Here is a 12472-nt window from a genome sequence, read left to right on the forward strand (position 1 = left end):
GAATTTTGTGCCGGGGCGACGTACGCAGAGCCATGCAGTTCGTCGCGCTCTCCGATACCCTGCTGACGGTCCGAGACGGCGAGGTCGTCGCCCGGTTCGACGGCCACGACTTCGAGTGCGTCGCGACCGACGACGAGCACGTCTTCGCCGGGACCTTCGAGGACGGGCTCTGGCACAGCACCGACGCCGGGTCCTCGTGGAACCGGGTGGGCCGGGACCTCCCCGAAACCGTGATGTCTGTCGCGTTCGACCCGCACCGAGAGGGCGGCGTCTGGGCGGGGACGGAGCCGAGTCGCGTCTTCTACTCGCCGGACTACGGCGAGACATGGACCGAGCGCCCGGGCCTGACCGACCTGCCCTCGGCCGACTCGTGGTACTTCCCGCCCCGGCCTGACACGCATCACGTCCGGTGGCTCGAACCCGACCCGCACCGGGCGGACCGGCTCTTCGTCGGCATCGAGGCCGGGGCGCTCGTGGTCACCGAGGACCGGGGCGAGACCTGGACCGAGCGCCCCGCAGGCAGCCGCCGGGACAACCACCAGCTGGCGACCCACCCCGACGCGCCGGGGCGGGTGTACAGCGCCGCCGGTGACGGCTACGCCGAGAGCCACGACGGCGGTGAGACGTGGGACCAGCCACAGGAGGGGCTGGACCACCGGTACTGCTGGAGCATCGCGGTCGACCCGGGGAACCCGGACGTGCGGGTGGTATCGGCTGCCGACGGCGCCTACGCGGCCCACCGGGAGGGGACCGCCGAGTCCTACGTCTACCGGAAGGTCGGCGACAGACCGTGGACCGTCGCGATGCAGGGGCTCCCGGAGCCGGAGGGCTTCCGCCGGCCCGTGCTGGCACCCGGGACTGACCCGGGCACCTTCTTCGCGGCCACCGACGGCGGCCTCTACCGGAGCGACGACCGCGCCGGCGGCTGGAACCGCATCGAGCGGTGGGACGCGGCCGGCCCGGTCCGTGGACTGGCGGTCCGGTAGCGCCAGCCGGGCCGGGGTTCGGGGTCGAAACGCAGGGTCCGGGCGTGCCAGCCAGCCCGAACCGGGAAGGTATTTAGCCGCGACTCGCTACGAGTCGGACATGTACGACTTCGTCGTGGTCGGCGCTGGTCCCGCCGGCGCACGCTTCGCCCGCCGGGCCAGCGAGGCGGGGTACGACGTCCTCGCGCTCGAACAGGGCCGCGTCGGCGAGCCGCTGGCCTGTTCGGGCCACGTGAGCACCGACATCTGGGCGTTCACCGGCGAGGGTGCCCGCGAGGAACTGCTCCAGAACGAGGTGTTCGGCGCGCGGTTCCACGTCGGCGGCCCCCACAGCGACGCCCACGAGTTCTACAAGCGCGAGGTCGTCTCGAACGTCATCGACCGGGTCGGCCTCGACCGCCACCTGGCCGACCTCGCACGCGAGGCCGGGGCGGACCTCCGCGAACAGCACACCGTGACCGGCGTCGAGGAACACCGTGACAGGGTCGATATCACGGCCCGTGGCCCCGACGGCGTCGAGACCCACGAGGGCAAGATGGTCGTCGGCGCCGATGGCCCGCGCTCGCGGGTCCGACAGGCGCTCGGGCTCCCGGAGCCGGGCGAGCTGCTCCACGGCGTCCTCGGCTTCTCCGACGAACCCGACGGCCAGGACTTCGTGGACGTCCACCTCACCGCCCCGCGCTTCTTCGCGTGGCGTATCCCCCGGGACGACGCGGGCGTCGAGTACGGGCTCGCCTGTCCGCCGGGCGAGCAGGTCAACGAGCTGTTCGACGACCTCGTTTCGGGGTACGACGTGGACATCGTGCGCCGGTGCTCGGGCCTCATCCCCATCGGCCCGCCCGGCGTCGTCACGACCCGCCGCGGGCTGCTCGTGGGCGATGCGGCCGCCCAGACCAAGCCCTTCACCGGCGGCGGCATCCTCTACGGGATGACCTGTGCGGACCACGCGGTCCGGACCGTCGACCCCGACGACCCCGCGACGCTGGCTGACTACGAGAGCGCGTGGCGCGACGACCTCGCCGACGAGATCCGCCTCGGGCACTGGATCCGCAAGGCGTACTCGCTCCCCGAGCCGGTGCAGACGCTCGGACTGTCGACGCTCTCGGGCGAGATCGGCGTCCACATGGACCGCCCCACGTCGCTGTTCTCGACCGACCAGCTGAAGGCGTTCCTGCGGTAGCCCTCAGGCGGTCCCCTCGGTCGTCGCTGTCTCTGGTTCACACCTGATGCCGAGGTACCCCTGTCGCGTCCCGTCCTCCCCGACGACAGGGCGCAACTCGACCGGGAGTTCGGTGTCGTCCGCGACGAGCGTGACCTGCTCGACTCCTGAGCCGGCTTCGACCGTCTCCCTGTCCGCCTCGGCGACGAGGTCCAGCAGGTTGCGGTCCTGCAGGGCCGACGCTGTCACACCGAGTTCGTCCTGGAGCGGACGGTTCGACTCGACGACGACGCCGCCGCGGACGAGGAACGCGCCGAAGGGGAGTGACTCGACGACGGCTGCCAGCGACACGGGGTCGGGTTCCTGTCCGGCCTGCTCTCGCTGGTCGAGCAGCCGGGCGATGCGGTGGCCGAAGGTGGTCGGGTCGATGGGGACCGTGACGAGTTCGTCGACGAAGTCGAACCGCGCGTCGCGGCTGGCGGCGACCTGCGGGCCGAGGCGCTTCGGCAGCACCAGCAGACAGGGGACGAACGCCCGTCTCGTCTCCTTCAGTCGCCGTATCTCGGTTGCCGCGTCGGCCAGTCCGGCGATGTCGACCAGGCAGATGCTCGTGTCCGCGGGGAGCGACTCGCCGGGGTCGACGGCCGTGGTCGCGATGCCCTGCTCGTCGAGCCACTTCGCGAGCACCGTCTCGTTGCCGCTGTCGGCCAGTACGAGTGCGACGAGGCCGGGACTGTTGAGGACGCGCTCACTCACCACGGTCCTCGACGTACTCCGGGGTCCCGGTGAGTACGCCCTGGAGACCCGTCAGCGGGTCGCCGAGGTGGAGACCGTCGGAGCGAATCTCGAACTCCCGAAGCGTCCGCTCGAAGTCGCTCGTCCGCATCTTCAGTACCCCCATCGCCCGGTTGATCTCGCCGTGCAGTTCCAGGTACCGCAGGAAGAGGATGTTGTCGCCGAGGTAGCTGATGCGCTCGCTCGTCGGCTGGAAGTCACCCGTGATGGGGGCGACGTCGTCGACGAGCAGGGTCGTCACGCCCATCCCCCGGAGGTACCGACAGAGCGCGTGGAGTTCGCGGACGAGTTCGTCGTCGTCGCCGCGGATGGAGAGCCGGTAGCCGCTGATACCGTCGATCATGACGACCTTCGTCCCTTTCTCCTCGACCTCCTCGCGGACCATGTACGCGAACTCGTCGGAGGAGACCGCCAGGGGCTCGACCTCGACGACGTCGAGTGTCCCCGCGTCCATCATCTCCCTGACCGGGATGCCGATGGACTCGGACCGGTGGGTGAACGTGTCGGTCGACTCCTCGAACATGTAGATGACCGAGCGCCCACCGTGCTCTGCGGCCGCGCTCATGAGCTGCGAGCCGGTCGTCGTCTTGCCGACGCCGCTCGGGCCGCTGATGACCGTCACGGTCCCGCGCTCGATGCCGCCGTTCAGCAGGCTGTCCATCTCGGAGATACCCGTCGACATGGTGTCCGCGTCGAACTCGCGCGACCGGACCGTCGGCACCAGCTCGGGGTAGACCGCGATACCCGACGACGTGATTCGCATGGTGTGGATGCCGCCCTGGAAGCCCGAGCCGCGGAACTTCGTCACCGTGAGGGTGCGCCCCTTCGCGGCGTACCCGAGATCCATGCTGCCGTCGCAGATGAACTCGAGGTCGGCGTCGGGCATGTTGGGCATCGGCTGGGTGGTGAACACGACCGTCGCGTCGGAGTCCTTCAGGTAGCTCATGAAGCCCGCGACCTCGGTCCGGAACTGGTAGTCGTCGGGGGCGAAGTAGCGTAACTGGGTCAGTGGGTCGACGAACACCCGGGTCGGCCGGAGGTCGTCGACGGCCTCGACGACGTGCTGGGTGATGTCCTCCTCGACGTCCGGCGGCTCGAACACGTCGTAGTGCATCCGCGACTGGAAGGACTCCGCGTCGGGGCTGAGGTCGAGGATCGTGACGTCGCCGAGGTCGAAGCCGAGGGCGGCGGCGTTGGCCCGGATGTCCTTCTCGCGCTCCTCGAAGGCGACGTAGAGCGCGTTCTCGGGGTCCTCGAGCAGGAAGTGCATGCCGAGGATGGTCTTTCCCGTGCCGGGGCGGCCACTGACCATGTACGACCGCCCGGGGACGAACCCCCCGTGCAGTACCTGGTCCAGCCCGGGAACGCCGGTCGAGCATCGCTCCCCCGTCTCGTCCATACGTAGAGAGACACGGCCTACAGATTAAAGTTCATTGGCAGATACGGGGGAAATCTGCCTGTTTGTACCGACGAAACCGTTCTACGACGGGTATTCGGGCACCCGGGCGGAGCGGTCGCTCTCGGCGAGGAAGGGGAGCTCGGTTCGCGTCGCGGCCACCTCGTCGCCGTCGACGCGGACCGCCAGGTCGGTCGCCTCGGAGTCGAACGGGAGCAGTGCGAACGCGAGCGGGCGGTCCAGCGACGGGCTCTCGCCGGCGCGGGTCACCTCGCCGACGGCCTCGTCGCCGTCGAAGACCGCGGCGCCCGGCTCGGGGACGGCCTCGGGTTCGAGTCCGACCAGCCGGCGGGAGGGCTGGCCGCGGTTCTCGACGCGGGAGACGACCTCCTGGCCGACGTAACAGCCCTTCTCGAAGTCCAGCGCGTTACGCAGGCCGAGGACGTTCGGCAGGCGCCCCTCGAGTTCGGTGTCGAACAGGGGCGTGCCGCCCTCGAGGGTCAGGGCGTCCCACGTCCGGTAGCCAAAGGGCGCCGCGTTCAGGCCGTGGTTGACCAGCGTGCTGAACACCGCCTCGGCGTCGTCCGCGGCACAGACCACCTCGTAGCCCTCGTCGCCGATGAGCCCGTCCCCGCGGATGACCGTCACGCCCTCGTCGCCCATCGTCCCGCGGACGAAGGTGAGGTGGCCGTCCGGCGTCGCGGACTTGTTGAGGACGCTCGCGACCTTCTCGGTCGCCTTCGGGCCGTGGACGCCGAAGGTGGCGAAGTCGTCCGTCGCGACCGTCAGCTCGACGTCCTGGATGAACACCTTCTCCGACCAGTCCTCGACCAGTTCGCTCGCCGTCCCGGGCGGGACGAACAGGAGCAGGCGCTCGCCGGCGTTGTAGACGTACATGTCCAGCCGGACCTTCCCCTGCGGGTCGAGCAACAGCGCGTACACGCCCTCGCCGTCCTCGGCGGGGACGCGGTTCGAGACGGCGTTGTCGACGAACTCGACCCGGTCGTCGCCCGTGACCGTGACGACGCCGTACACCATCTCGCAGACGCCGGCGAGGTTCCGGACCGCCTTGTGGACCCGCTCGGGTCGTCCGTAGTGTTCGACGACGGTCCGCCCGCCGCGCTCGCCGAACGTCGCCCCGTGGTCCGCGTGGACCGACTCGATGACCGTCATTCTCTCGTGAGCCTTGGGCGGGTCGGCGGGTAAAGCCTCCCGTTTCGCCGGCGACGTCACTGGCGGGGTGGAAGACGCAGAAGGACCGCACAGAACCGCGGTTACGCGTCGACGTCGTGGTCCGGGTCGTCCTCGACGGCGCGCTTCATGGAGTCACGGCGCGACTTGGCGTCGCGGCCGGTCGCCTCGAGCAGGAAATCGTTCTTCTTGGAGACGGCGTCGCCGGCGGCCTCGAGCTCGTCCGGGCCGAGTTCGGCCGGGTTGCGCTCGTGGAACTCGACGGCGAGTTTGTCCTTCTTGCCCGAGTACTTGACCGCGCCGACGACGATGCGCTCGAAGACGGGGTTCGAGGGTTCGCCGATGACGTAGAGGTCGCTGCCCTTGAACTCCTCGGTGCCTGTCACCGGCCCGAAGTACTCCTCGATGGTCCCCTTGAGGTCCGGGATTCGCTCTTCGAGGTACTCGCCGCGTCGCATCTTGTACTCCTTCATGGATGGCACATGGGCAGGTGGGTGTTTACCTGTTTCGTCACTCCTCGGCGAGATACCCGCGCTTGCACTCCGGGCAGATGTCGCCGGCACGCAGCGAGGTCCGCGAGGCGAGTTCGGTGTTCCCGCAGGCGGGACAGACGAGGTCGCCGCCGCCCCGGGAGGGCGAGCCGGTGCCGGGCGCCTGGGCCTCGCTGGCCGAGGCGATGCCGGTCGGGGAGCCGCTGGCGGCGTTCCGGGCGCGCTGGTCGCTCTCCTGCTCGGCCGACCGCGCGCTCGCGTTGTCGATGAACTCCGCGTCGTGGCCCTTCTCGGGTTCCTGTGCGTCGGCCTCGGGGTGGCCGCCCTCGAACTCCACGTCGGCGGCCTCGCCGTCGGGCGCGGTCGCGTCGTAGCCGTCGTCCTCGCCGCCGTGGTCGGGCCACTCGCGTTCCTCGGTCGCCTGCTCGCCGTGGCGGGTCTCGTGTTCCGGCCACTCGCCGTGTTCGCGCTCGCTCTCCTCGGGTTCTTCGGGTTCGTCGCCCGGCAGGATGACCCCGTCGTCGGTCTCGGGGTCCGCGTGGGGGTCCGACGCCTCGGCCTCGGTCACGACGTCCGCGTCGGCGACTGCGTCGTCGGGCTCGGCGTCGGGGGCGTCGGCCGGCTCCGCGGCCTCGCCGTCGTCGTCGTCCCCGCCGAGGATCATCGCGTCGTCGTCGCTGTCGACGGTCGCCGCGTCCTCGGCGGGTGTCTCGGCGTCGACGGCCGGCTCGGTGATGTCGTCCGCCACCTCGTCCTCGTCGTCGCCCCCGATGAACTCGGCGTCGTCGTCCTCCGCGTCGACGGCCGGCTCGGTGGGCTCGTCCGCCACCTCGTCCTCGTCGTCGGCGGTCGCCTCCGCGACGACCTCCGCCGCGACCGCGTCGGCATCGTCGTCGTCGGCCGCGTCCTCGGGCGCCTCGACGTCGCCCGTGGCGGCAGCGTCCTCGCCGACCGCCTCGTCACCGGCCGCCGCGCTCTGGCCGTTCGAGACGCTCGTCACCTCGGTGTTCTCGCTGATGAGCGACTTCTCGCCACAGCGCGCGCACACCTCGTACTCGCGGACGGTCATCACGACCTCGTTGCCTTGCTCGTCGCGCTCGTCCTCAATCTCTGTCTCGCTCCAGTCGTGACCGAGGAGCGAACACCTCAGACCCATTGTGACGGCCTACCCCGTCCGGCCGTAAAAGAGTTTGCCGACCTGCCACTCGCGGGGGGCCGCGCTGGCCAGTCCCGCTGGCGGCTGTGCGGCGCGAATCGCGCCGCGTCATTATATAATACTGACACGGACGTGGGCGCGTGCTGGGGAAAGCGTGGTGTGGTCGCGGCAGGGGTGCGGTAGGGGTGCGGTGGCAGGGCGTTGGTGGTGGCGGCCACCGACGCCAGCGCGACCCAGCTGCTCGTCGTCGTGACCCACCGCGACGGACATCTGGACAGCCCCCGAGCTTCGACCGCGGACTCGACGGCCCAGCCAGTCACCCCACCAGCCCCGGCTGCGACCCTGCCTCCCCATCGAGACAGGGGCAAGGGTGAAATCGTATCCGCCCGAAGTGTGAACTGATGAAGGCAAAGCGGGAGTTCCGGAATCGGGCCGACATCGACGTGTCGGTGCTCGATGCCCTCGTTGACCGCGCCGAAGACGGCATGACAGTCTTCGAACTCCGCTCGCACGTCGAGGCGGACATCGACGACCTCGAGACCGCGCTCGCAGGGCTGAAGGAGGACGGCCTCATCGTCGTCGAGCAGTCGGCGTCCCGGACGGTCATCAAGCCCGCGGACCGGGTCATCCCCGACCCCGAGGACCTCGCCGAGGACCCGTCGCTCATCGACGAACTGCGGAAGAAACTACCCTTCTGACCGACCGGGTCGTCCGGCCCGGCCGCAACCCTCCGTCCCGACTGCCACTCACTCGAGCGCGCGTTCCACCGCGGCGGCGACGCTGCGGGCCTTCTCCGCGAGTGCCGCCGGCACGTGCCCGGCCGCGACCGCCTCGTCCAGTTCGTCGTCGTCGACCCGCTCGACCGTCCCGTCGGCGTGTTTCACCACGTCGACGTGGAGGTCGACGTAGCGGGCCGCCTCGGGGAACAGCTCGACCGGCGTGCAGATGTTGACGTAGGTGCCCTTCTTCGTGCCGTCCTCGCCGCGGTAGACCGTCGGGTACCACCAGCGCCCCTCCTTCAGTTTCGTGATGGCCACGTCCCCCTGCTCGCGGGCGACGCCGAGGGCGTCGTAGCTGCCGCCGCCGGACATCTGGCGTTCGAGGGTGACCTGTCCGGCGGGGTCGTAGTCGGTTATCTCGCCGCGGCCCAGCACGATGAGCCGGCCCTCCGGCTTCCCGTGGGCGAGCGCGATGCGGTCGCCGCGCTGGGGCCCGAACTGCTCGGTGACGGCCTGGAACGGGAACTCGCCGCCGGGGTCGTCACAGACCGCCTCGACGAAGTCGACCGCGGTACTGGCGGCGCGATGGGCCGCCTTGATGCGGTGGTGGCCGACCATCGTGCGCTCGACGTCCCGGCGGATCTCGTCGAGGCCGAAGCGGCACTCGCGGCCGAACCAGACCCAGGCGGTGCCCTCGCCGGGCGCGAGCCGGTTCGGCGCGTCGTCGGGGTCGCCGCCCGCGTCTGCCAGCTGGTCCTCGAGGTCCGCGGCGCGGTCGACCGCGGCCTGGAGCGCGTCGGCGAGTACCGACATGTCGGCGTCGGCGGCCGCGCGCTGCCAGCGGACGCCCCAGCCGTCGGGGACCTCCACCGGGAGGATCTCCGTGGTGCGGACGATCTCGGTCGCGCGCTCGCCGTCGACGTTCGCGGAGACGCCCGAGCGCCCCTGCGAGAGTTCGACCAGCCCGTCGTGGACCGTGATGTCGGTCCCCAGCAGGGCCCGGTCGTCGCTCCATGGTGCGGCCGGCTCGTCGACCTGCACCCGGACCACGTCGCCGTCGTCGACGTAGCCCTCGACCTTTCGGAACGGGAGAAAGCCCTCGGCATCGCCCAGGTCGACGACCGCGCCGCTGCCGAGCGTCTCGGAGACGACGCCGTCGAAGACCGCGCCGCGGGGGGCCGCGCCGTCCCAGTCGAGCGCGTCGACGCCGACGCCGGTCACGATTTCGCGGACCGATTCGAGCGTCTCGCGCTCGCCGATGAGGCTGACGCCCTGGCGGTCGTCGGTGGTCGCCACCTCGACCGCGGCCGGCTTCGCCGAGAGGTCGGCCTCGTGGTCCTCGAAGCGCCGCCGGATGGGCGGGGACGCCTGCACCACGTCGAACCCTTCCGACAGCAGGAGCTGGGTGAGCGCGGTCGTGTAGATGCCCCGGACCCGGACACTCATAGCTGCTCGCGGGTCGGTGCGAAACGGACCCGATCGTGGACGCTCGGGCCGAGCGTGAGTTCGACGGTCCCGTCGTCGAGGAGGCGGCCGTCTTCGACGAACACGCCCCACGTGTCGAAGCGCAACCAGCCTCGCATCTCGGCCGCGTGCGTGGTGATGTCACAGTACTCGACGGTGTGTTCGGGGTGCTCGCTGGCGCTGTGGGCCATCTCCATGTCGGAGTAGACCACGTCGTTCGTCTCGAAGAACTCCATCAGCGCCGCGGCGTCGGCCTCGGTCTGCTCGGCGATGGCCGCGGAGGCTGCCTGCAACTCGTCGGTGGACAGGCCGACCTCGCGCAGGGCCGCCTGCGTCCGCTGGTCGAAGTGCATACGCGCCGCTACAGGAGGCAGGGTCTTTACTGGTACGACAGCGACCGCGGAGCGGTTCGTCGGAAATCAGTCGTCGGCTGCGGTGTCGCCCCAGGAGGACGACGTGCGAGTCGGGCGAGAAGAGGGCGGGGTGGTGGTCGTGGTCGGCTCGTCGTCTGTCGGTGTAAGTGTAGGTACTGGTTTCTTAAACCCGTCCTCCTCCGTCGGAAGCGGGGTGTAAAGCATCTGTCGGCTGTTATTCTCTGTCATTGTCTCGCATAGCGGGCTCACCTCGCATAAGCCTCCCCCTATTACGCGTATTGAGGATTAATGTCATTCTAGGATTCGACGTTCGTCACCTAGGGTCCTGTGTGGACACACGCTCTGCCGTAGGGGGAAGCGTTACGGGGCCGATGTCCGTACGACTGGGCAATGAGTCCACGCCGTGACCCGGTCGAGCGGGCTGCCGACCGGGCCAGTGACCTGTACGAGATCGCGACGTGGGAGCCACGGACCGAGTTCGACGACTTCGCCGTCAGCATCTACGAGGGCCTCCGGCCGGCGGCCCGGTTCGGCGTCATCGTCGTCGCGGGCATCCTCGCCCTCCTGCTGTTCGGGCTGGTCGCCATCGGCGCCGTCACCACGCCACTCGTCGGCGGTTTCGTCGTGCTCTCCATCGTCCCCGCGTTGCTCTTTGCGGTCTACATCTACCGGAGCGACGTGACGACCAACGAACCCCTGCGACTGGTCGTCGGCACCTTCCTGCTCGCCATCCTGTTCTCGACGTTCGCCAGCGTCGTCAACACGGTGATGAGCGCCGGCTTCCGCCTCGTCGGCATCCCCACGACCTCGCTGCTCGGCGGGTTCATCTACTTCTTCTTCATCGTCGGTCCGGGCGAGGAGTTCGTGAAGTGGCTCGCCATCCGGATGTACCCCTTCCGGCGCCCCGAGTTCGACGCCGTCATCGACGGTGCGGTGTACGGCGCCATCGCCGGCCTCGGCTTCGCCACCATCGAGAACGCGGTCTACATCACCAGCAGCATCAACCAGGCGTCGACCGTCCCCATCGTCGACGCGGGGTCGGCCATCGCGACGGTCCGCGCCTTCGCCGGCCCGGGCCACGTCATCTACTCCGCCATCGCCGGGTTCTACCTCGGCCTCGCGAAGTTCAACCGGGAGTACTTCGGCCCCATCGTCGTCAAGGGCCTCCTGCTCGCGTCGCTGTTCCACGCGACCTACAACATGACCGTCAGCCGGGTGCCCCAGCTGCTCTCGGCCGCCCTCGACGTGAGTCCCATCGCGGCGTTCTTCGGCTACGTCGTCGTCTACGACACCGCCATCGGGCTGTTCCTCTACCGGAAGATACGGAACTACCGCCGCGCCTACGACGAGGTCGGCGCGCAGGGTCACGGCGTCGAGGACGGCGAGTCCGAACTCACCGAGTTCGACCAGCCGCCGCGGTACTGAGGTGCGAAATCAGGCCAGCCGGTCGGTATAGCCGTCCAGCATGTTCTCGACGTACTTCGCCATCACGTCGACCTCGAGGTGGACGTGGTCGCCCGGCTCCTTCGCCGAGAGGTTCGTCAGGTCGTAGGTCGTCGGGATGATGGCGACCGCGAACTCGCCGTCGCCCTTCTCGGCGACGGTCAGGCTGATGCCGTCGAGCGTCACCGAGCCCTTGTCGACGACGTACTGCTCGTAGCCCGCGGGGAGTTCGAAGGTGAAGCGCCAGTCCTCGCCGACCCGGTCGACCGCCAGCACCTCGGCCGTCGTGTCGACGTGACCCTGCACGATGTGGCCGTCGAAGCGCCCGTCGGCGGGCATGGCGCGTTCCAGGTTCACGAGGTCGCCCTCGCCTACGGTCCCGAGGTAGGTCTTCGCTACGGTCTCCTCGGCGAGGAAGACCGAGAACGTCTCGTCGTCGAACGCCTCGACCGTGAGGCAGACGCCACTGACGCTGATGCTCGCGCCGTGCCCGATGTCTTCGAGGACCACGTCGCCCGCGATGCGCAGGCGTCGCCCGTCGTCGGTCTCGGTCACGTCGACCACCTCGCCCGTCTCCTCGACGATGCCGGTGAACATGGCCGGGGCTTCGGCCCGGGCGGCGGAAAGGGTTGCTATCTGGGGTGGACGAGTCGAATCTACCGGGTGGCGCGCGCTGACTCTCGTGGTGAACGGCAGTGAACCCGCGGAGTCGAACGCGCGCGAGGGCTCGTGAGAGCCTGCTCTCACGGTGGACGACCGGCGTGAAGCGGAACGCAGTGGAGCGAAACGGAGGAAGTCGGCTGGGGAGGGTGTGGTGCGGTCGCGGTACTGTGCCATGCGGGGGCGGTCTTCCATGCCGCCAGCGCGAGTGGACTGGCCGCTGTCGCTATCCACCGTTTCACTGCGACCACCGACCACCGACGCTAGAAACGACTTCGGCACCACCGACCGACTCCAGCCACCGCCGCGATTACCGCAGGGTCCGCACCATTTTTGTCGGGGTATGGCCAACAGACTGTCGATGGGTCGGAGCATCATCGAATCGGTGAAACTGCTGGCTGTACTCGCGTTCGCGCTCCCGGCGATAGCCGCCGGGCTGGACATGTTCTTCCTGCGCGGCGAGACGACCATGGGCGCGGCGCTGGTCGTCATCGGCGTCCTCATGATCCTCGTCGAGAAGTACATCGACAGCCCGTTCGACCTCCCCGGAAAACTGGCCGGGTCGGTCGTCGAGACGGTCGTCAAGGAGCCCGAGGAGATCGACGAGTCGACATCGAAGTCGAACCGCGAGTAAGACG

13 protein-coding genes are annotated in these 12472 nt (G+C 69.4%); 5 read left to right on the top strand and 8 right to left on the bottom strand.

The window, feature by feature from the left end; all coding sequences use genetic code 11:
• The first annotated feature begins 32 nt into the window (after nt 1-32).
• A complete protein-coding gene (locus tag NOV86_RS13200) occupies nt 33-986 on the top strand; it encodes a WD40/YVTN/BNR-like repeat-containing protein (protein WP_267641950.1) in 954 nt (317 codons plus the stop codon).
• Between the two features lie 100 nt (nt 987-1086).
• Nucleotides 1087-2166, top strand: a complete 1080-nt coding sequence (locus NOV86_RS13205) for a geranylgeranyl reductase family protein (protein WP_267641951.1) — start codon at nt 1087-1089, stop codon at nt 2164-2166.
• 3 nt (nt 2167-2169) lie between these two features.
• Here the strand turns inward: NOV86_RS13205 and NOV86_RS13210 are convergent, their stop codons facing one another.
• From NOV86_RS13210 to NOV86_RS13230, 5 genes are all read right to left on the bottom strand, one after another.
• On the bottom strand, nt 2170-2901 hold the full coding sequence (locus NOV86_RS13210; RefSeq protein WP_267641952.1) for a PAS domain-containing protein: 732 nt from the start codon (nt 2899-2901) through the stop codon (nt 2170-2172).
• Nucleotides 2894-4339 carry an ATPase domain-containing protein gene (locus tag NOV86_RS13215; protein WP_267641954.1) on the bottom strand — a complete coding sequence of 482 codons (1446 nt, stop codon included), beginning with the start codon at nt 4337-4339 and terminating at the stop codon, nt 2894-2896. The genes NOV86_RS13210 and NOV86_RS13215 overlap by 8 nt, the downstream gene beginning before the upstream one ends.
• Nucleotides 4340-4420: 81 nt before the next feature.
• On the bottom strand, nt 4421-5509 hold the full coding sequence (gene ygfZ, locus NOV86_RS13220; protein WP_267641955.1) for a CAF17-like 4Fe-4S cluster assembly/insertion protein YgfZ: 1089 nt from the start codon (nt 5507-5509) through the stop codon (nt 4421-4423).
• Between the two features lie 101 nt (nt 5510-5610).
• Nucleotides 5611-6000, bottom strand: a complete 390-nt coding sequence (locus NOV86_RS13225; protein ID WP_267641956.1) for a DUF5611 family protein — start codon at nt 5998-6000, stop codon at nt 5611-5613.
• 37 nt (nt 6001-6037) lie between these two features.
• Nucleotides 6038-7174, bottom strand: a complete 1137-nt coding sequence (locus NOV86_RS13230) for a DUF7093 family protein (RefSeq protein ID WP_267641958.1) — start codon at nt 7172-7174, stop codon at nt 6038-6040.
• A 401-nt stretch (nt 7175-7575) separates the two neighbouring features.
• Here NOV86_RS13230 and NOV86_RS13235 point away from each other — a divergent pair, with 401 nt between their 5' ends.
• Nucleotides 7576-7872: a DUF6432 family protein gene (locus NOV86_RS13235; RefSeq protein ID WP_267641959.1), complete on the top strand. Its 297-nt coding sequence runs from the start codon at nt 7576-7578 to the stop codon at nt 7870-7872.
• Between the two features lie 48 nt (nt 7873-7920).
• Here NOV86_RS13235 and NOV86_RS13240 read toward each other — a convergent pair whose 3' ends face one another.
• The gene (locus NOV86_RS13240) at nt 7921-9339 is read right to left on the bottom strand and encodes a ribonuclease FAU-1 family protein (RefSeq protein WP_267641961.1); all 1419 of its coding nucleotides are present in this window, start codon (nt 9337-9339) and stop codon (nt 7921-7923) included.
• Nucleotides 9336-9710 (bottom strand): DUF7532 family protein, encoded by a 375-nt coding sequence (locus NOV86_RS13245; RefSeq protein ID WP_267641962.1) that lies wholly within the window; start codon nt 9708-9710, stop codon nt 9336-9338. Before NOV86_RS13245 ends, NOV86_RS13240 begins: the two co-directional genes overlap by 4 nt.
• 411 nt (nt 9711-10121) lie before the next feature.
• On the opposite strand from NOV86_RS13245, the gene NOV86_RS13250 reads away from it, so the two are divergent.
• Nucleotides 10122-11156: a PrsW family intramembrane metalloprotease gene (locus tag NOV86_RS13250; RefSeq protein WP_267641963.1), complete on the top strand. Its 1035-nt coding sequence runs from the start codon at nt 10122-10124 to the stop codon at nt 11154-11156.
• A 9-nt stretch (nt 11157-11165) separates the two neighbouring features.
• Here NOV86_RS13250 and NOV86_RS13255 read toward each other — a convergent pair whose 3' ends face one another.
• Entirely contained in the window at nt 11166-11771 is a 606-nt protein-coding gene (locus NOV86_RS13255; RefSeq protein ID WP_267641964.1) for a riboflavin synthase, read from the bottom strand.
• 406 nt (nt 11772-12177) lie between these two features.
• Between NOV86_RS13255 and NOV86_RS13260 the strand changes: the two genes are divergently transcribed.
• Nucleotides 12178-12468, top strand: a complete 291-nt coding sequence (locus NOV86_RS13260) for a DUF7533 family protein (RefSeq protein ID WP_267641965.1) — start codon at nt 12178-12180, stop codon at nt 12466-12468.
• The last annotated feature ends 4 nt before the right edge of the window (nt 12469-12472 follow it).

Origin of the sequence: Haloarchaeobius amylolyticus, assembly GCF_026616195.1 — an archaeon.
GTDB classification, from domain to species: domain Archaea; phylum Halobacteriota; class Halobacteria; order Halobacteriales; family Natrialbaceae; genus Haloarchaeobius; species Haloarchaeobius amylolyticus.